The organism is Marinobacter sp. Arc7-DN-1 (assembly GCF_003441595.1).
Classification (GTDB): Bacteria; Pseudomonadota; Gammaproteobacteria; order Pseudomonadales; family Oleiphilaceae; genus Marinobacter; species Marinobacter metalliresistant.
This window is the reverse complement of record NZ_CP031848.1, coordinates 3,178,780-3,203,356: the sequence shown is the minus strand read 5'-3', so window position 1 is coordinate 3,203,356 and position 24,577 is coordinate 3,178,780. Positions and strand designations below refer to the sequence as shown.

The window sequence follows — 24,577 nt, the reverse complement described above, 5'->3', positions numbered from 1 at the left end:
TTTTTTCGATCAGCCAACGCAAAAAAATTTATAACCTGAAAAGCCTCGTGCGGAGGGCTTCATATGGAAAGCAATCTTTTTCACCTGCAGTATGCTATAGACACCTTTTATTTCCTGGTGTGCGGTGCATTAGTGATGTGGATGGCAGCGGGCTTCGCCATGCTGGAATCCGGCCTGGTGCGTGCCAAGAACACCACGGAAATCCTGACCAAGAACGTGGCTCTGTTTGCCATTGCCTGCATCATGTACCTGGTTAGTGGTTACGCCATCATGTACGGCGGTAACATTTTCCTTTCCGGAATCGCAGACGTTGACACTGCGGCTGTTCTGGGTGACTTCGCCAGCCGGGACGGCGGCTTCGAGGGTGGCTCCATCTACTCCGGCGCGTCTGACTTCTTCTTCCAGGTTGTGTTTGTCGCAACAGCCATGTCCATCGTCTCCGGTGCTGTGGCCGAACGCATGAAACTCTGGGCCTTCCTGGTCTTTGCAGTGTTCATGACCGGCTTTATCTACCCGATGGAAGGCGCCTGGACCTGGGGCGGCGCGTCTGTCTTCGGCATGTATACCCTGGGCGATCTCGGTTTCAGCGATTTCGCCGGCTCCGGCATCGTTCACATGGCGGGTGCAGCAGCCGCATTGGCTGGTGTAATCCTTCTCGGTGCCCGTAAAGGCAAATACGGCCCGAACGGTGAAATCCGCGCCTTCCCGGGTGCCAACCTGCCGATGGCGACCCTCGGTACCTTCATCCTGTGGATGGGCTGGTTCGGCTTCAACGGCGGTTCGGTTCTCAAGCTGGGCGATATCGCCAGCGCCAACTCCGTGGCCATGGTGTTCCTGAATACCAATACCGCCGCTGCCGGCGGTGCAATTGCTGCCCTGATCACCGCCCGCCTGATGTTTGGCAAGGCTGATCTGACCATGCTGCTGAACGGCGCGCTGGCTGGCCTGGTAGTGATCACGGCTGAGCCATCCACTCCGAGCGCCCTGACTGCGACCCTCTTCGGTGCCTTCGGCGGTATCCTGGTGGTCCTGAGCATCGTGACCATGGACAAGCTGCGCATCGACGATCCGGTGGGCGCCATCTCGGTTCACGGTACCTGTGGCTTGCTGGGTCTGCTTCTGGTGCCGGTCACCAACGGTGATGTCAGCTTCAGCGGCCAGATCATCGGCGCCATCACCATATTCGTCTGGGTATTCGTCGCCAGCCTGATTGTCTGGGGCATCCTCAAGGCTGTCATGGGTATTCGGGTGAGCGAAGAGGACGAGTACGAAGGCGTGGATCTGTCCGAGTGTGGCATGGAAGCCTATCCGGAGTTTGTCAGCAGCAAGTAACAATCGCTGGCAACGCAAAACCAAAGAGGGGTGCCATCTGGCACCCCTCTTTGGTTTTGCCGGCTTAACCCTCCTCTGGCCTGACCTCATCCTCCAGCGCATCCACCATGAACTGGGGCATCGCCAACGCACCATGGTGCACTCCGGCATTGTAGTAGCGGGTCACGAACGGCCGGTTGTTGGCGTCTTCCTCACGGAAATATTTTACCGGGTTCTCCTTGCTGGCCATGGTGCAACTCCACCAGCCCGTGGGATAGACCGGTTGCGGGAATGGCAGGGTCTGCACGTGTTCGAACCCGGCCTTGCGCATGTCATTGTGAATGTCCTTGATGATGCTATGGGTGTGCAGCAGCGGTGATTCACTCTGCTGGACAATAATGCCGCCCTCGCGCAATGCCAGCATGGCGTCTCGGTAGAAATCCAGGGCAAACAGGCCTTCCGCCGGGCCGACCGGATCCGTGCTGTCGATAATGATGAGGTCTACACTGCCCGGCGCCATGTCGCGGATCCACTGGATGCCGTCACCGAAGAAAAAATTGGCGCGCGGATCACCGTTGGCTTCGCACAATTCCGGGAAGTACTTTTCCGACATACGGGTGACCCGCTCATCAATTTCCACCTGCCAGGCTTCTTCCACACCCGGGTGTTTGAGCACTTCCTTAAGAGTGCCGCAGTCGCCGCCACCGATAATCACCACCTTTTTCGGGTCCCGGTGGGTAAACAGGGCCGGGTGGGTCATCATCTCGTGGTACAGGAAATTATCGCGGGTGGTCAGCATCACGCAGCCATCCAGAACCATCAGGTTGCCGAAGGTCTCGGTCTCGTATATTTCCAGCTTCTGGAACGGGGTCTGCTCCTCGTGGAGCTTCTTTTTCACCTGCAGGGAGAACGCCGTTCCCTGGTCCTGGAATACCTCGGTAAACCAGCCATCATTCAGTGCTGTCATGTTTTGCCTCCCGCTGTGGGCCATGGGCTGTGTTAAAAGGGCGTATTGTAGGGGTGCCCCACCGTGAGCTAAAGCGATAATCGTGGCTACCGGCCACATATTTTCCACACCCGGTTCTTTTAGCCGGGGGTGGGAATCCATACAATGGCGGCCATAGGCCGGCCCCTGACCGAACAACCGCCGGCTCCGGTTTCCTGACAGGATAGCAAGCATGAGCGAAGCCAGCGCCACCCCGGCTCACAAGGTTTACAACATTGCCCACTGGAGTGATGGCTACATCGGCGTCAACGCCGAGGGCCAGGTAATGATCCGGCCGGACCGGGGCCACACCCCGGCTCAGATCAATCTGCCACAGCTGACCCGTACACTGACCGAATCCGGGCTCCAGCTTCCGGTTCTCATCCGCTTTGTCGATATCCTGCACGACCGGGTCAATAAACTGTGCAATGCCTTCAACAAGGTCGCGGATGAGCAGGCGTACCGGGGCTGCTACACAGCGGTTTACCCCATCAAGGTGAACCAGCAGCGCCGGGTGGTTGAAGAACTGCTGGCTGCGGAGCCCGCCGCCTCGAAGGGACAGATCGGCCTTGAAGCAGGCAGCAAGCCCGAGCTGATGGCGGTACTGGCGATGTCCCGGCAACCGGGCTCGGTGATCGTCTGCAACGGTTACAAGGACCGGGAATACATTCGCCTGGCCCTGATTGGCCAGACCCTGGGCCATCGGGTATTTATTGTGGTGGAGAAACAGTCCGAGCTGCCGCTGATTCTGGAGGAAGCCACTAACCTGGGCGTTGCACCGCTGATTGGCGTTCGGGCCCGGTTGGCGACCATTGGCAAGGGCAACTGGCAGAATACCGGCGGTGAAAAATCCAAGTTTGGTCTGTCCGCCAGCCAGGTACTGGATGTGGTAAACACCCTGCGCGAGGCCGATGCACTGGATACCCTGCAACTGCTGCATTTCCATCTCGGCTCCCAGATTGCCAATATCCGGGACATCCAGACCGGCCTCAGGGAATGCGCCCGGTTTTACAGTGAGCTACGCCAGATGGGCGCCCCGATCGGTACGGTCGATATCGGCGGTGGTCTGGGCGTCGATTATGAGGGTACCCGCTCCCGCAGCAGCTGTTCCATGAACTACAGCGTTTATGAATACGCCTACAACGTGGTGCATGTCCTGCAGGCGGAGTGTGACCGCCACGGCATTCCCCACCCGGATCTGGTCAGCGAATCCGGGCGCGCCCTGACCGCCCACCACTCGGTGCTGGTGACCAACGTGATTGATCGCGAAGCGCCGGAAAATCGCGTGCCGAAGCGGCCGGAACCTGAGGCACCGGCCCCGCTGCACGATCTCTGGCGCGACCTGGAGAGTCTGGAAGATACCGGCTCCCCGCGCTCACTGGCGGAGATCTACCACGATGTGCTGCATGCCATGGCTGATGTTCATGGCCAGTTTGCCCACGGCCTGCTTTCACTGCAGGAGCGGGCGGAGGCTGAAACGCTGTATACCCGCTGCTGCCGCCTGCTGCGAAACCAGCTGGACAGCAGCAACCGGGCCCACCGGGAAATCATCGACGAGCTCAACGAAAAACTGGCGGAAAAGCTGTTCGTGAATTTCTCCCTGTTCCAGTCACTGCCGGATGTCTGGGGCATTGACCAGATTTTCCCGGTCATGCCGGTCAACGGCCTGAATCGCCCCCTGAATCGCCGCGCCGTGATCCAGGACATCACCTGTGATTCCGATGGCCGCATCGACCGGTACGTGGATGGCCAGGGCACTGAAACCACCCTGCCTTTACCGGAAGACCAGCCCGGAGAACCACTACTCATGGGTTTTTTCATGACCGGGGCCTACCAGGAAATTCTGGGGGACATGCACAATCTGTTCGGCGACACCCATTCCGTGGATGTCCGCCTGACACCGGAGGGCGGGTACGAGATCGGCGCGCCCATCACCGGAGATACCGTGGCCAAGGTCCTTCGTTACGTAAACTTTGAACCGGACGCCCTGTTGGAAGCGTATCGGCGAAAGTTCATGGCATCCGGGCTGACACCGGAAACCCAGTCGGCACTGCTGGCCGAGCTCTCCGCCGGGCTGGAGGGCTACACCTATCTGGAAGAATAGTTAAAACGGCTGGCCGTCTTCAGGTCTCGGTCGGTGGTTTTGCGGATTCACAGATCCACAGGACAAAACGGCCCGTAAACACTCAGACTGACAAACCCGGGATGAGTGCATAGAATGATGACCAGAACAAGCTCAAATCATGCGACTGTCAAGGAGCGTCCGGTGACTACACTGGATCAGAAGCCAACCAGTTCCGAGGGGCGTAAAGACCCCTGGAGCCAGATGCTGCAGAAAGTGGGCAAGGACCAGGATCGTGAGGCCTATCATGCGCTCTTCCAGCATTTCGGTCCGCAGATCAAGTACTACGCCATGGCCAATGGTCTGGCAAGCCACGCGGAAGAACTGGTTCAGGAAGTGTTTGTGTCTATCTGGAGGCGCTCTTGCCTCTATGACTGGCGCAAAGCGGCTGCGTCCACATGGATCTTCACTATTGCCCGGAACCAGCGCATTGATATGTTGAGAAAGATGCAACGCACCAGTGCCGAGATGCCGGTTGAAACCGAAGATCTCTGGCAAATCCCTGGCGAAAACGAGAATGAGCCAGTCACCTCGCTGCACCGTTTGATGTCGGAGCGGCGGATTCGCGAATCCCTGAGTCATCTTCCGGAAGAACAGACTACGGTGATTGCCAAGGTTTACATGGAAAACAAGTCTCACCAGATGGTGGCCGATGAGTTGAACATTCCCCTTGGCACCGTGAAAAGCCGGGTGCGCCTGGCACTGAACAAACTGAAAGTGATTTTGCAGGATCAGAACGTATGACACGGCATCATCCCGACAGCCTGAGCCTGATGGAGTACAGCGCAGGCAACCTGAGCGAGCCCCATGCCCTTTGCATCCGACTCCACCTGGATAAGTGCTCGCATTGCCGCAGCCATGTGGACACCCTGGACAGTCTTGGCGCTGTGATGATGGAGCAACAGCCGAAGGTGAGCGTCTCGGAAAGCATGTTCGACAGCCTACTTGCCAGGATCGACAGCGCACCCGCTGACCAACCGGCAATGCCACCGGCCCCAAGGATCGGCGCCCTTCAGAAGCTGTTTGGCGAAGACCTCAACAGCCTGCCCTGGAAGCGGCAACTGGGCGATGTCAGCGTGCTGGATATTACCGATCGGTTCCCTGGCCAGAAAGACCAGGTGGTGCTGCAGAAGCTGGCGGCTGGCGGCAAGGCTCCGGCCCACACCCACCGGGGTGAGGAAACGACCATCGTTCTGCAAGGCGCCTTTGCCGATCAGAAAGGGGTGTTCAACCAGTGGGACTTCGTGGTACTGACCGATCAGGATGAGCACAAGCCAGTCGCGGTTGGCTGTGAAGACTGCATTACCTTGTCTGTGCTGAGCGCGCCAGTCAAGCTTACGGGCACTTTTACCCGGATGCTCAATCCGTTTATCCGCTGAACCAGTCCTGCCCGGCTCCCGGTCGGACCGGGTAGTTATTGCAAGCCACGCTTCGCGTGGCTTTTTTATGGTCGCTTTTTTGTCTGCGCCACCACTGGGTTACAATTGCGTTCTTTGATTCCGTCCGGCTTCCAGCAGGACCAGCACGGGGACACCATGAACGCCGACGATTACGCTTTCCGCTTTGGCGGCATTGAACGATTGCACGGGCGCCGCGCCCTGGAGGCCTTTCGCCACGCCCACATTGCCGTGATCGGACTCGGCGGCGTCGGCTCCTGGGCCGCCGAGGCCCTGGCCCGCAGTGGCATTGGCACCATTACCCTGATCGACATGGACGATGTCTGTGTCTCCAACACCAACCGCCAGCTCCATGCCCTGGAGGGCCAGTACGGGCGCACCAAAACCGATGCCATGGCTGATCGGCTGCGGGCGATCAATCCTCAAGCAGACATCCGTGTGCACTTCGGTTTCCTGACCACCAAAAACGTCGGTGAGCTGATCATGGCCGACATGACCGGCGTGGTCGATGCCATCGACAGCGTCAAGGCCAAGGCGGCCCTGATTGCCCACTGCCAGCGCCGGAAAATCCCGCTGATCTGCGCCGGCGGTGCCGGCGGACAGATCGACCCGACGCAGATTCAGGTAGCCGATCTGAGCAAAACCACTCAGGATCCGTTGTTGGCCAAGGTGCGCAACCTGCTGCGCCGGGAATACGGCTTTTCCCGTAACCCGAAACGGCGCTTTGGCATTGAGGCCGTATACTCCCTCGAGCAGCTGACGTATCCTGCCGGAGACGGGGAAGTCTGCCTGCATAAGCCCGCCACTGATGGCCCGGTCCGGCTCGACTGCGCCTCCGGTTTTGGCGCCGCCAGCCCGGTGACTGCCAGCTTCGGATTCTTTGCAGCGTCCCGGCTGCTGAACCGCATTGCTCGACGCGCCAACCAATAACTCAACGGACCTGAAACCAGTATGCCTGTCAGCACTGTCCTGCTTCTTGCCAGCATTGGCGTTCTCTCACTGTTCTGCCAGTGGCTCGCGTGGCGTGTCCGCATGCCGGCCATTGTTTTCCTTCTGGCGGGCGGCATCGCTGCGGGGCCGGTACTGGGGTTCCTGGTACCCGAGGCCGTGTTCGGCGATCTGCTGTTTCCGGTTATTTCACTGGCCGTCGCCATTATTCTGTTTGAAGGCAGCCTGACCCTGCGCTTTGCGGAAATACGCGGCCACGGCAAGATGGTCCGCAACCTGATTCCGGTGGGCTCCATTGTCACTTGCATCATCGGCACGCTGGCAGCACGCTGGGTACTCGATGTTTCCTGGGCCGTAGCGCTGCTTTTTGGCGCCATTTCAATTGTCACCGGTCCCACCGTGATCGCCCCCTTACTACGATCCGTGCGGCCGGATTCAAAGCTGGCCAACATCCTGCGCTGGGAAGGCATCATTATTGACCCCGTCGGCGCCCTGCTCGCGGTTCTGGTGTTCGAGGGTATTGTTTCCTGGGGCCAGGGCAATGTGTTCGGGCACTCCCTGTACATTTTCGGCAAGACCCTGGCGGTGGGCTTCCTGATTGGCGCCGTAGCCGGCCACCTCAATGGCATGGTACTGCGCAAGCACTGGATCCCCCAATACCTTCATAATGCCGGCACCCTGACCTTCATGCTCGGCGTGTATGCCATTTCCAACGAACTGGCCCACGAGTCCGGTCTGCTGACGGTGACCGTAATGGGCATCTGGATGGCCAATATGAAGCAGGTGCCAATTGACAGTATCCTCGAATTCAAGGAATCCCTCAGTGTTCTGCTGATCTCGGCATTGTTCATCATTCTGGCGGCACGGGTGGAGTTTTCCGCCATCGCCGAGCTCGGCTGGGGCCTGGTGGTAGTGCTGGCGCTACTGATGCTGGTCGCCCGCCCCCTGAGCATCTTCCTTTCGGCCATCGGCACCAACCTGAACTGGCGGGAGAAGCTTTTCCTCAGCTGGATTGCCCCCCGGGGCATTGTTGCTGCGGCGGTTTCTGCCCTGTTTGCCTTCCAGCTTCAGAAGCTCGGCTATGAGAGCGCCGGCGCTCTGGTGCCGCTGATATTCATACTGATTATTGCCACTGTCACCCTGCAAAGCATGACAGCAAGGCCGGTGGCTCGACTGCTGAAGGTCGCTGAGCCGGCAGAATACGGCTTCCTGATTCTCGGAGCCAATCCGGTGGCCCGGATGATAGCAAAGGCTCTGAAAAAATATGAGGTACCGGTGACCCTGGCAGACACCAACTGGGAAAACGTTCGCCAGGCACGCATGGAAAACCTTCAGGCTTACTTCGGCAACCCGGTTTCAGAACACGCCTCCACACACCTGGACCTGACTGGAATTGGCAAGCTTCTGGTGATTTCCCCCTACAAGCACATGAACTCCCTGGCCATCTACCACTTCCTTGACTGGTTTGGAAACAAATGTGTATACAGCCTTGCCGAGGGTGATCAGGACCAGAAGGCCCGGCACCAGACCGCCGAAAAGATCCAGATGACACGGGGACTCTTTGACGGCGTCAGCTACGCTAAACTGGCCAGCCTGGTGAGCCAGGGCTACACCATAAAGACCACCCAGCTGAGCGAATCGTTCGGCTACGAGGATTTCCTGAAGAAGTACCAGAACCAGGCCCTGGTACTGTTCACCTTCGACAGCAAGGAACACGTCGCCCCGGTTTGCAGTATGGAAGACCTGAAACCGGATGACGACTGGATCCTGATCAGCCTGGTGCCCCCGCAGCCAAGAAAAGAACGCAAGGAGAAAGATGGCGGGGAAGAAACCGGCAAGGAGCCTTCAGCCAGTAAAGAGCCTTCAACGGACGGCTGAGGAAGCGCCTCAGCGGCAGTCCAGCACCAACTTACCACGCACGTGCCCACCTTCCAGAAGCTCGTGGGCCTGCGCGACCTCTTCCAGCGGGAAAGCCTTGTCAATGTGCACCTTCACGTCGCCATCTTCGATCAGTTCGGCAATCTCGTCCAGGTGAAAAACATCCGGGCGGACGGTCATGCCGTGGGCACGTAAGCCCAGCTCTTCAGCTGCGCTGATGATCTCATCGGCGGTGACAGTCGGAATTGTCACCAGAACACCATGTTCGCCGAGGGTGTGCAGTGAACGCTTGCCGGTGTCGCCACCAACCAGATCCAGTACCACATCCAGGCCATAGCATTCCTCAGCAATATCCGTGGTGCGGTAATCGATCACTTCATGGACCCCAAGTTCCGCCAGAAAGTCCCGGTTGCCGGCAGAGGCCGTGGCAATCACATGAGCCCCCCGTTCCAGCGCAAACTGCACCGCAAAATGCCCAACACCACCGGCGCCCGCGTGGATCAGGATTTTCTGGCCCGAGTCCAGCTTGGCGACCTCAAACAGGGCCTGCCAGGCAGTCAGCGCCGCCAGTGGCAAAGCGCCGGCAGACACCAGATCCAGCTCCTCCGGTACGATAGCCAGTTCATCCGCCGCCGCCAACGCGTATTCCGAGTAGCCGCCACCTCCGGCGGGAAAGCCGACCATACCCATCACCCGGTCGCCCGGGGCCAGCGTAGTGACAGCATCGCCAACAGCCACTACCTCGCCAGCGACATCGTATCCCGGTGTCCAGGGCAGGGAATTTTCGATCTGCCGGGCCGCAAAGCCCAGGCCCTTACGGGTTTTCCAATCGATGGGATTAAGGCCCGCACCATGCACCCTGACCAGCACCTGCCCCGCCGCGGGCGCCGGCACGTCGGATTGAGCCACCTGCAGCACATCGCGTGCACCAAAGCGATCGTAGACCACATGGCGCATCTTGGATTCAGTATTCTGATCAGCAGTCGTTTCCATGAGGATCTCCGGACAACAGGTTAAACGGGGTTGGCTTTGCTTCAGACTAGCAGAAGTTAAGCACAAAAGGGCTCAGGAAACCTACAGCCCCTTGCCGCCTGCAACAACAGCAGGTCTGAGAATCCCGGCAAACTCTTTTGGTGCCCCGCACGGTGATCTCGATGGTGAACGGATCCGGCAGGTCCCAGGCAATGTCTTGGTAAGGCATTATTGGTTATCTCCGAGGCCCGGAATGGCCTGAAACGCCAGCCGGCCAATGCGATCGTTGTGAAGTGACCCGAGGTACAGGTAATCATCCTGGGGGTTCACTGATGTGATCTCCTGAAGATGCGTGCCCCGGGTGTCGTGGAGGCTGGTAATGACCTGCCCTTTTCGGTCAAAGGCTATCACCAGACCATACTCCTGGGGCGCCGGCTTCAGACTGTCCGGCAGCTTGGCCACCAGATCCTTGAGCCAGGGGTGCCGATGCATGGTGTCCACCTGGGGATTGCGCAGGGTCGGAAACGCGACCCAGTAGCGGCCCTCATCATCCACCGCCAGATTGTCGGGGAAGCCCGGCAGATTGTCGGCAAACACTTCCGCCTGTCCCGCCCTGGGGCCGCGGATCCAGTAACGCAGGATCCGGTATTTCCAGGTTTCATTAACCAGCACGGAATCGCCGTCGGGAGATACCGCGACACCATTGGCAAAGTGCAGGTTACCCAGCAGAACCTCGGCCTTGCCGGTCTTCCGGGAGTAACGAAGCAGACGGCCGTGGGGCCGCATTTCAAGCAGATCCAGCCGGTAGTCCGGCTGTTCAAAGCGGGAACTGGCATCGGTGAAGTAGATACGTCCGTCATCGGCAATATCGACATCGTCCGTGAACCGGAACGGTGTGCCTTCCGCTTCCCGGGCCAGCACCGTAATCTCACCATCGGGGCTAATGGATAGCAGGCCTTTCCAGGCATCCGCCACGATCAGATTGCCCTGGTGGTCAAACACCATGCCCAGAGGCCGGCCACCGGTGGACAGCCAGTTTTCCACCCGGCCATCCGGGAACACCCGCACGATATACCCATCCTGGGTTCCTGTGTAAAGCACGCCATCCGGGCCAATGGTGGTGTCTTCCGGGCCGTAAACCTGGCCCCGGGCCAACAGATCGGCAAGCCGCAAACGCTCGTTCGGTGCCAACAGCCCGGTCAGGGGCGGCGGAGCGGGAGGGTCCCAGGCCTTGCTGTCAACGGGTGAGGGCGTCAGCAGGAAACTGCCAAGCAGCAGGAAAACAACCAGCAACCCCACCATCAGCCATTTCATACACTCTGCCCGCCTGTTGTTATGTACATTCCGTATATCAGCGATTGCCTAACCTTAGCAGACAGGCCGGTGAGCATGAAAATGCCGGTCTTCGAAGCCGCTCAGCTATCGGCGCTGAGGAAACGGACGCACAACGCCGCGAAGGTATCGGCTTTTTCGGCGTGCAGCCAGTGACCGGTGTCCTGAATAATCCGCAACTGAGCCTGGGGGAACAGGCGTTGGATATCGTCCCGGTGCTTTTCCTGGATGTAGGCGGAATCCGCACCCTTGAGAAACAGCACCGGGCCGGTGAACGGCCCCTCGCCCTCCGGTGCCCTGGCGAGGTTCTCGTAGCAGGCGTCAATGACAGGAAGGTTCAGGCGCCAGCGAAACATCGCCCCCCCCTCTTCCTGCTGTTCCCGGGGGATACGCTCAAGGTTTTTCAACAGGAATTGCCGGACGCCCGGGATGTCAACAAACCCGGCCATCAGCTTGTCTGCGTCCTGACGGGATCGCACACCGTTCAGGTCGATGCCATTCAGGCCCTCCAGGATGGCGTCGTGGTGGGGCTTGTAGCTGATTGGCGCAATATCGGCCACGATCAGTTTATCCACCCGTTCCGGCGCCTGAAGGGCAATCTGCATCGCTACCTTGCCGCCCATGGAGTGGCCCAGAAGGCTGGCCTTTGCGATCCCCTGAGCGTCCATATAGGCAATCACGTCCTCAGCCATCGTCGGATAATCCATGGCTTCAGTGTGAGGAGAGCCACCATGATTGCGCTCGTCCAGTGCGTGGACCTGCCACTGATCCTCAAGGCGCCGGGCGATACCACCAAGGTTTTCCAGGGATCCGAACAAGCCGTGTAACAGGATCAGGGGCGGGCCTTCGCCGGTAATGCGGTGATTCAGCGCAACACTCATGGGCAGTCAGTCTCCGGATAGGTCTGCATTCTCAAAACGAATACATTACCACTGCCAGTCTCGCGAGCAAGTGCCGGTATTGGCGGTCATTTTCTGAAGACGAAAAAAAGCCGGGCAAAGCCCGACATCAAGGTCATAGACAATACGCCTGAAAGATCAGCAGTAAAAGATGCTGTTCAGGTACTCGGCGAGCTCAATCACGTTTTTGCGCTCAACCTCGGTATGGGGTACGAAGATCTGCTGTTCCATAATACACCTCCTGATTGTCTTTCCATTGCTTCAACCTGTCAGGTTAATGCTATCGTTAAGCACAGGAGTAACTGTTGACAGGCGGTTGCAGACACTTGACATTTTGTATCAGCAATCATGACGGGTTGTTAACTATCAGGCCGGACAATGTGACATCAGCTCAGCCAGACACCGCTAGCGCACCGCTGGTTGCGGCGTCCAGCACCCTCGCACTGGTGCACTACCTTGAGCGCCAGGGCGTGCTGAACCCGTCCCGTGTTGAGCAGCTCACCGGTCTGGCCATGTCGGAACTCAGGGATCCGGACCGGCGGGTACCGGCCGATGCTCATTACCGCCTGTGGGAACATGCCGAACAGGTAACAGGCGACCCGGGAGTCGGGCTACATGCCGGCCAGATGGTGGATCCGGAACGGATGGGGCTGGTGGGGCATGTGTTTTTCAATTGCGACACCCTGGGAGAAGCGGTTACCCAATACGTGCGCCTGCACCGGCTGATCAATGAGTCGGTATTGCTGAGCTTTGAGCAGGCCGGAGACCAGGCCATCCTGTGCTGGCAACCGGACATGGCCGAGCATTATTGCCGGCAGGATATGGACCGGACACTGGCCGCCGCCATCACCCGGACCCGGCACTTCATCCATCCGGGCATTCGTGCCGACTGGGCGGAAATCGCCCACCTTGCCCCCGCTTACGCCGATGAGTACGAGAAGCTTCTGGGCGGCCCGGTCCGGTTTGACTGTGGCATAACCCGGCTGGCCTTCAGCAGCCGACATCTGGGGCACCCGATTCCGCGCCGAAATCCTTATGTCTATTCGGCCGTGCTGAAACAGGTCAACTCACTCCTGGCCAGGCTGCAGACCCGCCGCTCATTCGGCCGCAGGATTCGCCGTTTGATTTCAAGGCAGATGGCAACCGAAAAAATCGACGCCGATACCCTGGCCCGGCAGTGCCACATGAGCCGCCAGACCCTGTACCGTAAACTGAAAAAGGAAGGACTCAGTTTCCATGGTCTGGTGGAGCAGGTTCGCCAGGACAAGGCCCTGCGCTATGTTGCCGCCGACCACTACGCCCTCGGCGAAATTGCCTTTTTACTCGGATTCTCCGAACTCAGTGCTTTCAGTCGGGCATTCAAACGCTGGACCGGCACGTCCCCGGCGGAGTACCGCGCCAGGCATCTCGCACCGCCAGGAACAGCCGACCAGGCGCCGGCTGACGCTAGTGGAGAACGATGATGGGAGAGTTGCCGCTGGTTGCCATCGCGTTAGGCGCCATCTATCTTGGCGCACTGGTGTGCATCTACCGCATACTTCTGACCTATCGCACCACCCAGGGCGCCATCGCCTGGATCATTGGGCTTCTCGGCCTGCCCTATGTCGCCGTACCCATGTTCGTGCTGTTCGGGCGATACCGGTTCGGCGGCTACGTCAAGGCCCGCCGGCTGGGCGACGAATCCCTGACTGATCTGCTCAACCGGTTTGAACAACAGACCACGTCCATCCCGACACCCACCAGTGACCGGTCCACCGAAGAGCTTCAGGTATTGTGCAGGCTGGGTCGCCAGCCGTTTACCAACGGCAACCGGTGCACACTGTTACGGGACGGAGAAGCCACCTTCGAGGCTCTGTTTGAAGCCATGGAGGACGCCACGCGCTATATCCTCCTTGAGTTCTATATTGTCCGCTCGGACCGGGTCGGGCGACGGATCAAGTCCATCCTTGAGCGCAAACTGGCCCAGGGTGTGGAAGTCTGGTTCCTGTACGACGATATCGGCAGCGTCTGGCTGCCGCGCACCTATCTGAACCAGCTCGCCACAGCGGGCGCCCGGGTGGCCTCGTTCGGCAACGGCAATATTCGCAGGCGGCGTTTCCAGATCAATTTCCGGAACCACCGGAAGCTGCTGGTGTGTGACGGCAGGATCGGCTTTGTCGGCGGCATTAACCTCGGGGATGAGTATCTGGGCACTGTCATGGATCAGGAACCCTGGCGCGACACCCACTGCCGCATCGAGGGTCCGGCGGTTACCGGCCTTCAACTGGCCTGGCTGGAAGACTGGAACTGGGCCAGTAGCGATTTTCCTGATCTGGACTGGACCCCGGTGGAGAACCAGGCCGGCGACGACGAGGTGCTGATGCTGCCAACCGGGCCTGCGGATACCTGGGAAACCTGCACTCTGTTTTTCCTCAACTGCATCAATAATGCCCGCACCCGGCTCTGGATTGCCTCGCCCTATTTTGTCCCGGATTTCCAGATAATGAACGCCCTTCAGCTGGCGGCACTGCGGGGCGTGGATGTACGAATCCTTATTCCGGAAAAATCCGACAGCCGCCTGATCGGGTTAGCGGCCTACTCCTACCTGGTCCAGGCCTGCAAGACCGGCATAGGCATCTACCGGTACCAGCCGGGCTTCATGCACCAGAAAGTGATTCTGGTGGATAACCGCTACGCGGCGGTCGGAACCGCTAACATGGACAACCGTTCCATGCGCCTCAACTTCGAAATTACCGCCATTACCACAGCATGCCATTTTGTCCGAAGCGTCGAGTCCATGCTGGAGGAGGATCTGGACAGCTCACGCCTGATGACCGAAGGCGACTACCAGGATCGCTCCCTCCTGTTCCGCCTGGGCTGTCGGGCGGTCCGGCTGCTGGCGCCCCTGCTCTGACCTTCTGCGGCTACTGGCTCCGGCATGCACGAATGTGCGACTATGCCAGCACGAATCAGCCAGCATGCAGTAGCGACAGATCATCATGAACGTGTTCAAACCCAGAGAAACATTGACCGAGCAGGTCGCCCGCCACATAGAAAATCTCATTGCCTTTGGTCAGCTCCGGTCCGGAGAACGGATCTACGAGGGCGCCATGGCCAAAGAGATGGACGTCAGCCATGGCTCGATACGAGAGGGGCTCTTGTTGCTGGAGAAGCGGCACCTGGTCCGCAATGTTCCCCGCAAGGGCGCGTTTGTCACGCCGCTGGACGACTACTTCGTTCGCAGCCTCTATGAGACTCTGGAACTTTACCTCACCCACACCGGCCGCAAGCTGGTCCGCAACTGGCAAGCGGATGATATGGCCCGGCTCGAATCGCTGTACGATCAGATGAAAGCCTGCTTCGAAAAGAACGATCTGATGGCCTTTCTGGAGCTGGGCATCGAATACACCAAGGCATCGCTGGCTTACGCCGATAACTATTTTATTGTCTCCGCCATTGACGACCTCTGGCCGTCGGCGAAGCGCTGCGCCTTCGTCGCTTTCCAGCGGGGTGGCAACCAGGTGCTGGAAGACAACCTCGCCCACATGCAGGAATCCATCAGCGCCATCAAGGACCGGGATGAAGAGCGCCTGGCGGACATTCTGCACCGCTATGCCCTGCAGCAATGCCATCAGGTTCTGGACGCGATTGACAATACCAGCGGCAAACTCGGGTAACGGTTCTCAGTAGAAGAGCTGGGTGAACGAGAAGCCGATATTCAGGTAGGCGGTCCAGTTATCCTCGTTGTTATAGGCCGCCGCCAGTTGCACCGGGCCCAGGAAGGTATCCAGGCCGGCAAACACACTTGAGGATTTCACCGAGCTGTCCCAGCTCGCCGAATCCAGCGACGGCCACGCGTTCCCCGCCTCAAAACCCATACCAACAAACCAGGGCAAAAGCGGCCCACCGAAGGTCTGGCTGGCATAGACAGAGGCCATCAGGGCATTGTCACCGGTAATTTCACCCGGCGCATAGGCCGACAACCGCCGGAACCCGCCAAGACGGACCGCGTTTTCAATCCCCGGCGTGCCTCGGGTCACCGCATGGGCGTAGACCAACCCCGTCAGGGTCAGTGTCTTCCAGCTCCCCGTCCCCAGCGCCATGCCGGTCACCGAATCAAACCGGCGGTCGGAACCCAGGCCCTCGCGCTCAAAGCGCCCCCGAAGTCCTACGAAGCCTCCTTTGCGCGGGAAAAACGTGTCGTCCAGCGAGTCATGAACCAGCTGCAGGGCAAGGCCACCCTGATGCACGGAATCCTCCGGCGCCACCGGCTGGCCGATCTGTTCATCCACCGTGGCATAGCCCCGCGAATACGTCAGACGGACTTCGGCGCTGCCTCCGACCTCCATACCAAGAGCAAGGTCTGCTTTGCGGAAAGTCACATTCAGTTCAGCAATGCGCGTGCCAGTGGAATCAAACAGGCTGAGGGTGTCCCGGGAATACTCACCGCCCAATACCAGGAATCGCTTATAGCCGTAGTCCAGCGGCTGATACCACTGGCTGCGGACCCAGGGTTCGGTACCCAGCTGGACGCCGGTCTGCCACTCGGCACCCAGCGCGTTAAGCTCGGTCATACGAAGCAAGGACGCAATATTGAAGTGGGTTTCGCCGTCGAAATTGTCTTCGTAGTTGAGACCAAACGACAGGTAATTCGGTCCCCAACTCTTTTCCTGAACCCGTATGGTCAGGATCGTACCTTCCGGGGACCGGGACGTGGAATAGGACACGATCTCGTAGTAGCCCAGGCCATAGATGCGCTTGAGATCCACTTCGAGCTGTCCGGTATCCAATGGCTCCCCGGGCTTTTGCCGGATTCGCTCTTTCAGAAAGTCGCTGGCCAGCCGTCGGCTGTCCTCGATCTCGATCCGGGCAACGGGTTCAGACTCCGATGCCCGTGCGCCAATCCTTGCTCGCCAGGTGTTCCAGTCTGCCTGCGACACCGAGAGCGGACGAAGCTCCACACCGTGCTCCCGGGCGGTGCTGGCACCGAGTTCAAACAGGATGGGCGCATCGTAGAAATCAGCGGAGGTGTAGCCTTCCAGGTCGGGACGTATCAAAACATCCCTACCCTTTAGTAACTCCAGTTGCTGATCGGTATTTCGTCGGGTCATGATGGTGGTGAGCTGGCCAACAACGGAGAAGGCCTCCCGCAATTCATCCGTTTCCATCAGGTTGTCGGTAATATCAACCGCAATAACAATGTCGGCGCCCAGATCCCGGGCGACACTGATCGGCAGGTTATTGGCCACGCCACCATCCACCAACAGCCGGCCCTGCCATTCCACCGGCGCGTAGACACCGGGAATGCTCATGCTGGCACGAATAGCTTCGGACAGGTTGCCATTGTCGATGATCACCTGCTCACCGCTCTCAAGATCCGTGGCAACGGCGCGGAAGGGAATCGGAAGGCGGTCGAAGTCTTCAACCAGGGCGGCGTTTCTGGTCAGCTCGTTGAGGATGAAGCCCAGGTTCTGGCCGGCAATAAGCCCACCACCAACATGCAATCCATCGGCGCGGACCCCGATGCCCGGAACCACCGGAAACCGCCAGTCATCCCGCTTTCGGCGCACCGGCTTATAGGCCCGGCCAGGGTCATCCAGAAAGCTTGAGAGCCAGTCCATCCGAATAAAACGACGTTCAATCTCGGTAACCGGCATCCCGCTGGCGTAGAGGGCGCCAACGGCAGAACCGGCACTGGTGCCAACCACCAGATCCACCGGAATCCGCATTTCTTCCAGAACCCGCAGAACGCCAACATGGGCCATGCCTTTGGCGCCACCGCCGCTGAGAACCAGACCTATACGGGGTCGTTCTTCGGCCAGGGCCGGGGGTGCGAAAAGGGGTGCGAAAAACAGCAGGGCCGAGGTCAGCAGCCATGGGACTCGCAGCGCCCAGAAGTTCCGCAAACTCACAGCCGCATCATTTTCTGTCAGAGGAATTGTCGTCCGCCAGCGACAAATGGGACACATCCGGCACCACCGGCGGAGGAAGGTTGCGCTCAACGCCAAGATCACTGCCGGCCGGCGCCAGGCTCCATTCGTCCAGATGCTGGAACATCGGTGGTTCTACCTCCGATCGCTCTGCCAGCGTTTCTCCAACCGGGGCCAGGCTCAGGCCGGAGCCAGAGAGAATGTCGTCTACCTTTTCACCCGCCACCGGCAGACGATCGCCAGGCTCGGTTTGAGGAACCGTGCCCTTCTTCTCTGCGACAGCGGCGGGAGTTGCCGGCGCAGCAGGTTGCTGACTCGCCTGCCCTGCCGGCGCCTCCGGCTTCGGCTGAGGCGGATGCGGAGGGCTGGCGGCGGGCCGGGCATCGGCCATGGGCTGTACATAAGCGACCATGCCGTGTTTTTTCAGCACAGCACGGTACTTTTCGGCCTGCACCTCCTCAAGCTTGTTGCGAATAACCACCGGCTGGCCGCTGAACATACGGTCGACCTGCTCGAGCGAAGCCTTGAACAAGGTGCGGGCATTGTTGCGCGCAGCTTCCAGATCCGTTCCGGGAACGCATTCCCCTTTAAAGACAAGCTGAAACATGCGTCTTCCTCTTGGCGTCCGTCTTTCTCACATCATAGTTGATCGCGTGGCGCTCCGGGAGTCCGCGAAACATGCTGCCTCTGTGTCCAGACTGCAAACAATTGAAAAATCGATGTCACATATCACGCAAATTGCGACAGACTCTGTAATAATCAACGGTAACCAAATTTTACAATTGGTTACATATTGACCGGAACATCACCAGGGAGTGGTCTCCAATGACGATCACACAATCACTTCGCATCACCGCCGTAACGCTTTTGTTGTCGGCACCGCTTGCCCATGGTGAAAACCTGGACGTACTGATGAGCCAGGTTTTCCCGCAGGCACAGGCAACCTACATCGGTTATGAAAGCGTTGAGCGGGAGGATATCCCGGCCAGCGCCCCGGTAGAGCGAAAATACCTGATTGTAGATTTTCGCCTGGCCTCCAGTCAGCTGGCCTCAGAACAGCTTCAGGCCAGTGTTCACAAAGTCTGCATGACGCTGCTAAAAGACCGCGAGCTGATCCGGCAGCTGTCGGATTCCGGTTACGACATGGTATCAGTCGCCTTCGACCGCCGCTCCCAGTTTGACTGCCTGTAGCACCGCTGCCGGGTTGGTCAGTCATCGCGGCCCAGCAGTTTCGGAAACGCCTCGAGCGCGCTGTTGACGGCGTCGAGGTTGAACGCCTCCACATCGGCAAGCAGTTTTTCCCCGTAACCAGTCACCGAACGGGACCGGAATCGCTGGCCCCAGGCAAGCACCCGCCGGGCAAAATGTTTCATCTGCTCCGGATCGCCGCTTTCCCTGACCGTTTTCCACTCGTCACCAAAATCTGCCGCGAGCTGTTCTCTCAGCCAGCCCCGTTCCTGCATGCTGAGGGTCTGGGCCAGCAGCCGCTCGGATTCTTTCGGGGCACCTTCGTCTTCCGCCTTTTCCACGGTCGCTTCAACCCGCGGCAAGGTCACGGTGAACACTGAGCCGGCGCCTGATTCACTCTCAACTTCCAGTTCTCCGCCCATCATCCGCGCCAGCTTTCGGCTGATGGCAAGGCCGAGGCCGGTCCCCCCATAGCGCCGGGTGTTCTGGCCCTCCTGCTGCTCAAAGGCATCAAAAATCCGGTCAATCTGATCCTGAGGGATACCGATACCGGTATCCCTGACGGTCACCACCAGCTTGTAAAACTGGCGTTCCGGTGTCTCGGAGCCCGGGCTGCCGCCCTCTCCCCGGACCCTCAGGGGCTTCGCTGTAGCGCGGACAGTAACGCCACCCTCATGGGTGAATTTGATGGCATTGCCTACCAGGTTGAACAGAACCTGCCTCAGGCGGGTTTCATCCAGCATCATGGCCGCCGGCATCTTGGAATCAACACTCACCTCCAGGGTGATGCCCTGTTCCCGGGCCCGGAGATCGAAAATGTGGCGGACATCATCGAGCAGTCGCCGCACCGACACGGCGGAATAGTCCAGCCGCATTTTCCCCGCTTCAATGCGGGACAGATCCAGAATGTCGTTAATCAGCATTAGCAGGCTGCGGCTACCAGCCCGGATGGCGTCCAGATAGTTTCGCTGCTGGGGATCGGTCACGGTGTTGCTGAGCAGATCACTGTAGCCGATCACGGCGTTCATCGGTGTCCGTATTTCGTGGGACATGTTTGCCAGGAACTCGCTTTTCGCGAGGCTGGCGGCCTCTGCCTCCCGGGCGAGACGCTCGGCTTCAAGCTTGGCCGCCCGCAACTCGTCCTCACTGCGGCGAAGGGCATTTTCAGAGCGGATCCGTTCATCCACTTCCCGGGACAGTTTCCGGTTCCAGTACAGGAAAATCAGAACGACGACAATGGCAATGAGCACCACCCGGCGCACCACGGTGTAATCGGCTTCCTGTTCAATATCGAGGTGAATCCAGCGATTGTAGATGGACTCGGTCTCGCTTGCCTCAAGGCTGCCCAGGGCCTTGTTCAGCACCCGCTGCAGTTCCGGACTGTCCTTCCGGACCGCCAGCCTGAGGTCGTACTGGTAAGGGGTGATACTGGTGATCCGGAGGTTCGACAAGCCCAGCCGGGCCACGGTGTAGCTGACCGCCGGGATGTGGGTAACCATAACGTCCAGATCCCCATTGGAGAGCGCCAGAAGCCCTTCCTCCACGGTGGCCACGGGGTAAAGGTCCAGATTCGGGTGGTTAATCAGCAGGTAGTCGTGGGCCGCGTGCCGGTTCACCACCCCCACCCGTTCACTGCGAAGCTCCCGGAGATCGCCGATAAAGCGCCCGTCATCCCGGATGGCAAGGGCTATAGGTACGGTCAGGTAGGCCCGGGTAAACAGAAAGTCGTCTTCGGTACGCGGCGTCCGGGATAATCCGGGAAGTATGTCGACCTCGCCGGACCGGAGCTGGTCTTCGGCGTCCATCCGGCTCCCGGCCAACTTACGGGTGAACCGGATGTTCAGTTGCTCTTCGAGGCGGGTCAGCAGATCCGGAACCAGGCCAGTGGGCCGGCCGTCCTGGGAATATTCAAACGGCGGCCAATCCGAGCGAAAGGCCACCTTGAGATCAGGATGCCGTTTCAGCCAGTCATGGTCGGAAGCAGATAGCTCGGTCCCGGTTCGCTCCAGCACAGGCTGCCCCGATTGCAGCCAGGACTGGCGGATCACCCGATGTTCGTTGTGGCTGATCGCCGAAACGGCCTTGTTCAGTACCTGAAAAAGACGATCATTGCCGGCGTCCACCTGCAACACCACATCCACCGGATTGTCATCGAGCAGATCCGACAAGCCGATGCCGTTCACCATGGCCGACTGCAGGTAATCCGAAACCACAGGCACCGGTGCCAGAAATGCATCGGCCTTGCCAGAGAGAACCTGCCCCACGGCTTCGCTGACACTGGCGACCGGAACCGGTGTGAACGCCTCCACCGGGTCGAGCATGGGGTATTGATTCGGGTCACCGTCGATGACAGCAATCCGGCTGCCCTCCAGATCCGCCAGGGTTCGAATGGCGGCATCGCCGGCACTGACAAACAGGCCGTAGGTCAGGGACATCAGCGGATCGGTGAACCGTTTCCCCGGCACCACCGGCATGCCCGGCATCCGGGTGGTCAGAATGGCATCGGTCTCAGACTCGCGCTGAACCGGGCCACGGTCTTTCTCCGACCGAAGGATCACGGGTTCGATGGCCACATCCAGCTTTTCCGATAACCGGGCCAGATAATCGATGTAGATTCCGGCCAGAGCACCTTCGCCGGTATCAAAAGCCAGCGGAACCTGAGCACTACGCAGACCTATCCGGAAGCGTTCCTGCTCCGCCAGCCAGGTCAGCTCCTTTATACCGAGTACCGGCGCCGGCGACGTTTGCGGCGGGTCCGCCCATACCGGGGATTGAAACAGTGCCAGCAGGCAGCATAGTAGGAGGGGAAGGTTAACCTTCACTGGAAATCCTCAAGGGTTCCGCTACATTTCAGGGAACAATACCTGCAATCGCCGGCGATTTCATTCAGGCAAGCCGCCAACAGGAGATGAATGGACATGGACACCAGCAAACACAACCTCAGCACTTTATTTGAGCAGCTTGGCCTTGCCTCCGACACCAGGAGCATCGAGGATTTTGTCGCCAGGTACTCCCCCCTGCCAAGCGAGGTCGCTATCCAGGATGCCCCTTTCTGGTCAGAGAGCCAGTCCCATTTCCTGGAAGAAGGATTGGAGGAAGACAGTGACTGGGCGGAGATTATCGATGAACTGGATGCCCGGATGCGCCACTAGGACTCGGCGCCCTCACTGATAACAACCCGATCGCGGCCCCCGTCCTTGGCCTGGTAAAGGGCGCGGTCGGCCCGATCAAATACCGACTCTTCAGTGTCCCCCGAAACAAAACCCGCCAAGCCAGCAGAAAAGGTAATGGTTACCGGCTCGCCCCGGAAATGAAATGGCAGCTTGCCGACGTGCTCCCGCACCTTGTCGACGACGGTACGGGCATCGGCGGGCCCGGTTTCCGGGAACAGCACCACAAACTCCTCGCCCCCGAAGCGAGCCACGAAATCGGTGGTGCGCAGCCGCTCCCTGAATTCCCTGGCAACCAGCTGAAGCACCCTGTCCCCGGCCTTGTGGCCGTATGAGTCATTGATTCGCTTAAAAAGGTCGATATCGAGAACGCCGATGGTCAGTGGATGACGGTAACGCTGCCAGCGGTTGCATTCGAAAGACAGCCTCTCCTGCCAGGCTTCCCGGTTCGGCAGCTCTGTGAGCAGGTCGGTCATGGCTCGCAGACGTTCCTTGCGAACCTGTTCCTGCATCTGCTCTGAATGCGCCTCCATGGCGGCCACTTTCTCCTGCATCGCCTCCAGTTGCTCGGAAAGCACCTGCTCACGCTCTGACTCCTGGGTGCGGAACCGGCCAACCGCCTGAACAATGGATTCCAGATGGCCACTGACAGACTGTTTGAGGTCCCGGAGGTTGTCGCTGGCCTGCAACTGCAGCCCGACCCGCTCGACTTCCTCGCGGATCTCCCGGTCAAGATGTTCTGACGCATCAAGGCGACCGGTCTGGGCCGAGGACTGGGCCGAGAAATGTTCCCGCAGGATCTCGAGTCGCTCATCCAGACGCTTGAGAAAGGCCTCAAACTCACGCTTGCTCCGGGTAACCGCGGCAATGACCAGTTCCGCGACATGATTCAGGCCTTCCCGCAACTCGTCCCAGTCGTTACTTGCCAGCAGGGATTGCTGAAGGGCCCGGGCCCGGGCCTCGGCGGCGGGTTCCAGAGAGACCTGAGTAAGCATCTGGCCCAGCAACTGACCAACCCGGCGGGCAATGCGCAGTCGTTGGGCATTGTCTTCAATATCCTGGCCATTGCCCGGTGCATGAGCGGCTTCTGAGGCGATTTCAGGCTCTGGTTGCGGCTCCGGACCGTTTTTTGGCTCTGGCTCCCGCTCTTTGCGCGAAAAAAACGACCGCTTCTTGTCACCGGAGGCCTGGTGTTCATCCAACAGGGCTACCTGGCGGTCAATCTGGTCCTGCAGTTCCTTCCAGGCATCCACATCCACCCTGCTTTTCCGTAGGTCCTTGCGGATACGGACCAGCAACCGGTCAAGCTCTGGAGTCTGACCCTCGGATGCGAGGCTGGTGCGCACCAGCATACGCTCAAGGGTATTCCGCTCCGCCTTCCACTGCTTTTCCCGGTTATCAGCAGATTCGAGTTTCTGAAGGTATTTCTCCTTCCAGGAAGGATCGGATGCCATGGAGCGCTCCCGTTTACGCTGGCTGTGCCGTTATTGAGTGGAAGTGACCGGCATGCCGGTCACTGACCTGAGGTGTTTTCGCCATGGGTCCTGCCATGATACTTATCCCGGCGAGCTCTGGGGTGACTCTGGTCATAAACCCGGGCCAAATGCTGAAAATCAAGATGAGTATAGACCTGGGTTGTGGCGATGTCGGCGTGTCCCAGCAGTTCCTGTACGGCGCGAAGGTCTCCACTGGATTCAAGCATGTGGCTGGCAAAGGAATGCCGCAGAAGATGGGGATGAAGTTTCTGGTCAGCCCCCCTGGTGATCCCCCAGCGACCAAGCCGGGCCTGAATGCTCCGGTGACTGAGCCGGCCACCGCGCTGGCTGACAAACAGGGCGTCTTCACCCTCATTGGCCAGCGCCGTCCTCTGAGGCAGCCAGGCCCGGATCGCTTCCACCGCTTTTTTCCCGACTGGCAACAGCCGCTCTTTACCGCCTTTGCCGACTACCCGGACCTCGCCACTTCGCAGGTCAACGGTTCCCGTATCCAGGCTCGCCAGTTCCGCCAGCCGCAGCCCGGAGGAATACATCAGATCAAACATACACAGATCACGAACTTCGAGGGGGTCGTCCGGCTGGCTGTCCAGCAGGTGACTCAGCTGGTCGACGTCGGCCACCCGGGGCAGGCGCCGGCCACCCTTCGGCGCGCGGATGTCCAGGGCCGGGTTGTCGGACGCCAGCTTTTCCCTGAGCAGAAACTGGAAAAAGCGGCGAGTTGCCGAAAGGTGCCGGGCAATACTGCGGCCTGAGAGGCCTTCCCGGCTGAGAGTAGCCACATAGCGGCGAAGATCATGGTTGGTGACCCGCCGCCACGCAGGCACCTCTCTGCCAGCCAGCCACCGGGCAAGGCGCAGGAGGTCCCGCTGATAGCTGTCGCAGGTTCTGGGTGAATGCCGCGTCTCGAACGCCAGATGCCGGATGAAATCGGTTAATGGCCCGCACAGCTCATCGGGCAGGTCCGACGCCG

Annotated in this window: 20 protein-coding genes; 11 read left to right on the top strand and 9 right to left on the bottom strand. The window is 59.4% G+C overall.

What is annotated here, in order from left to right:
• The first annotated feature begins 63 nt into the window (after window positions 1-63).
• The gene (locus tag D0851_RS15065; RefSeq protein WP_117619387.1) at window positions 64-1,332 is read left to right on the top strand and encodes an ammonium transporter; all 1,269 of its coding nucleotides are present in this window, start codon (window positions 64-66) and stop codon (window positions 1,330-1,332) included.
• 64 nt (window positions 1,333-1,396) lie between these two features.
• Here the strand turns inward: D0851_RS15065 and speE are convergent, their stop codons facing one another.
• Window positions 1,397-2,278 (bottom strand): polyamine aminopropyltransferase, encoded by an 882-nt coding sequence (gene speE / locus D0851_RS15060; RefSeq protein ID WP_117619386.1) that lies wholly within the window; start codon window positions 2,276-2,278, stop codon window positions 1,397-1,399.
• A gap of 211 nt (window positions 2,279-2,489) precedes the next feature.
• Here speE and speA point away from each other — a divergent pair, with 211 nt between their 5' ends.
• From speA to D0851_RS15035, 5 genes are all read left to right on the top strand, one after another.
• Window positions 2,490-4,400 (top strand): biosynthetic arginine decarboxylase, encoded by a 1,911-nt coding sequence (gene speA, locus D0851_RS15055; RefSeq protein WP_117619385.1) that lies wholly within the window; start codon window positions 2,490-2,492, stop codon window positions 4,398-4,400.
• Between the two features lie 162 nt (window positions 4,401-4,562).
• Window positions 4,563-5,162 carry a sigma-70 family RNA polymerase sigma factor gene (locus D0851_RS15050; RefSeq protein WP_117619384.1) on the top strand — a complete coding sequence of 200 codons (600 nt, stop codon included), beginning with the start codon at window positions 4,563-4,565 and terminating at the stop codon, window positions 5,160-5,162.
• Window positions 5,159-5,797: a ChrR family anti-sigma-E factor gene (locus tag D0851_RS15045; protein WP_117619383.1), complete on the top strand. Its 639-nt coding sequence runs from the start codon at window positions 5,159-5,161 to the stop codon at window positions 5,795-5,797. Before D0851_RS15050 ends, D0851_RS15045 begins: the two co-directional genes overlap by 4 nt.
• A gap of 156 nt (window positions 5,798-5,953) precedes the next feature.
• Window positions 5,954-6,745, top strand: a complete 792-nt coding sequence (gene tcdA / locus D0851_RS15040; RefSeq protein WP_205422218.1) for a tRNA cyclic N6-threonylcarbamoyladenosine(37) synthase TcdA — start codon at window positions 5,954-5,956, stop codon at window positions 6,743-6,745.
• 21 nt (window positions 6,746-6,766) lie between these two features.
• A complete protein-coding gene (locus D0851_RS15035) occupies window positions 6,767-8,641 on the top strand; it encodes a cation:proton antiporter (RefSeq protein ID WP_117619382.1) in 1,875 nt (624 codons plus the stop codon).
• Between the two features lie 9 nt (window positions 8,642-8,650).
• On the opposite strand, the gene D0851_RS15030 is transcribed toward D0851_RS15035, so the two are convergent.
• The 3 genes from D0851_RS15030 to D0851_RS15020 form a co-directional block, all read right to left on the bottom strand.
• Window positions 8,651-9,634: an NADP-dependent oxidoreductase gene (locus D0851_RS15030; RefSeq protein ID WP_117619381.1), complete on the bottom strand. Its 984-nt coding sequence runs from the start codon at window positions 9,632-9,634 to the stop codon at window positions 8,651-8,653.
• Window positions 9,635-9,841: 207 nt separating this feature from the next.
• On the bottom strand, window positions 9,842-10,927 hold the full coding sequence (locus D0851_RS15025) for an SMP-30/gluconolactonase/LRE family protein (RefSeq protein WP_117619380.1): 1,086 nt from the start codon (window positions 10,925-10,927) through the stop codon (window positions 9,842-9,844).
• A gap of 101 nt (window positions 10,928-11,028) precedes the next feature.
• The gene (locus D0851_RS15020) at window positions 11,029-11,826 is read right to left on the bottom strand and encodes an alpha/beta fold hydrolase (protein ID WP_117619379.1); all 798 of its coding nucleotides are present in this window, start codon (window positions 11,824-11,826) and stop codon (window positions 11,029-11,031) included.
• A gap of 398 nt (window positions 11,827-12,224) precedes the next feature.
• Between D0851_RS15020 and D0851_RS15015 the strand changes: the two genes are divergently transcribed.
• The 3 genes from D0851_RS15015 to D0851_RS15005 all read left to right on the top strand — a co-directional run bounded on the left by D0851_RS15015 (window position 12,225) and on the right by D0851_RS15005 (window position 15,500).
• On the top strand, window positions 12,225-13,307 hold the full coding sequence (locus D0851_RS15015) for an AraC family transcriptional regulator (protein WP_117619378.1): 1,083 nt from the start codon (window positions 12,225-12,227) through the stop codon (window positions 13,305-13,307).
• Window positions 13,307-14,737, top strand: a complete 1,431-nt coding sequence (gene cls, locus D0851_RS15010; RefSeq protein ID WP_117619377.1) for a cardiolipin synthase — start codon at window positions 13,307-13,309, stop codon at window positions 14,735-14,737. Before D0851_RS15015 ends, cls begins: the two co-directional genes overlap by 1 nt.
• Before the next feature lie 85 nt (window positions 14,738-14,822).
• The gene (locus tag D0851_RS15005; protein ID WP_117619376.1) at window positions 14,823-15,500 is read left to right on the top strand and encodes a GntR family transcriptional regulator; all 678 of its coding nucleotides are present in this window, start codon (window positions 14,823-14,825) and stop codon (window positions 15,498-15,500) included.
• A 6-nt stretch (window positions 15,501-15,506) separates the two neighbouring features.
• Here D0851_RS15005 and D0851_RS15000 read toward each other — a convergent pair whose 3' ends face one another.
• Entirely contained in the window at window positions 15,507-17,735 is a 2,229-nt protein-coding gene (locus tag D0851_RS15000) for a patatin-like phospholipase family protein (RefSeq protein WP_227539316.1), read from the bottom strand.
• 7 nt (window positions 17,736-17,742) lie between these two features.
• A complete protein-coding gene (locus tag D0851_RS14995) occupies window positions 17,743-18,360 on the bottom strand; it encodes a hypothetical protein (protein ID WP_117619374.1) in 618 nt (205 codons plus the stop codon).
• 218 nt (window positions 18,361-18,578) lie between these two features.
• Here D0851_RS14995 and D0851_RS14990 point away from each other — a divergent pair, with 218 nt between their 5' ends.
• Entirely contained in the window at window positions 18,579-18,944 is a 366-nt protein-coding gene (locus tag D0851_RS14990; protein WP_117619373.1) for a hypothetical protein, read from the top strand.
• A gap of 17 nt (window positions 18,945-18,961) precedes the next feature.
• Here the strand turns inward: D0851_RS14990 and D0851_RS14985 are convergent, their stop codons facing one another.
• Window positions 18,962-21,763: an ATP-binding protein gene (locus D0851_RS14985; RefSeq protein ID WP_117619372.1), complete on the bottom strand. Its 2,802-nt coding sequence runs from the start codon at window positions 21,761-21,763 to the stop codon at window positions 18,962-18,964.
• Window positions 21,764-21,859: 96 nt separating this feature from the next.
• Here D0851_RS14985 and D0851_RS14980 point away from each other — a divergent pair, with 96 nt between their 5' ends.
• Window positions 21,860-22,093 carry a DUF2789 domain-containing protein gene (locus D0851_RS14980; protein ID WP_117620424.1) on the top strand — a complete coding sequence of 78 codons (234 nt, stop codon included), beginning with the start codon at window positions 21,860-21,862 and terminating at the stop codon, window positions 22,091-22,093.
• Here D0851_RS14980 and D0851_RS14975 read toward each other — a convergent pair.
• Window positions 22,090-23,565 carry a GGDEF domain-containing protein gene (locus D0851_RS14975; RefSeq protein ID WP_117619371.1) on the bottom strand — a complete coding sequence of 492 codons (1,476 nt, stop codon included), beginning with the start codon at window positions 23,563-23,565 and terminating at the stop codon, window positions 22,090-22,092. The genes D0851_RS14980 and D0851_RS14975 overlap by 4 nt on opposite strands.
• Window positions 23,566-23,624: 59 nt before the next feature.
• On the bottom strand, window positions 23,625-24,566 hold the full coding sequence (gene xerC, locus D0851_RS14970; protein WP_117620423.1) for a tyrosine recombinase XerC: 942 nt from the start codon (window positions 24,564-24,566) through the stop codon (window positions 23,625-23,627).
• Between the last annotated feature and the right edge of the window lie 11 nt (window positions 24,567-24,577).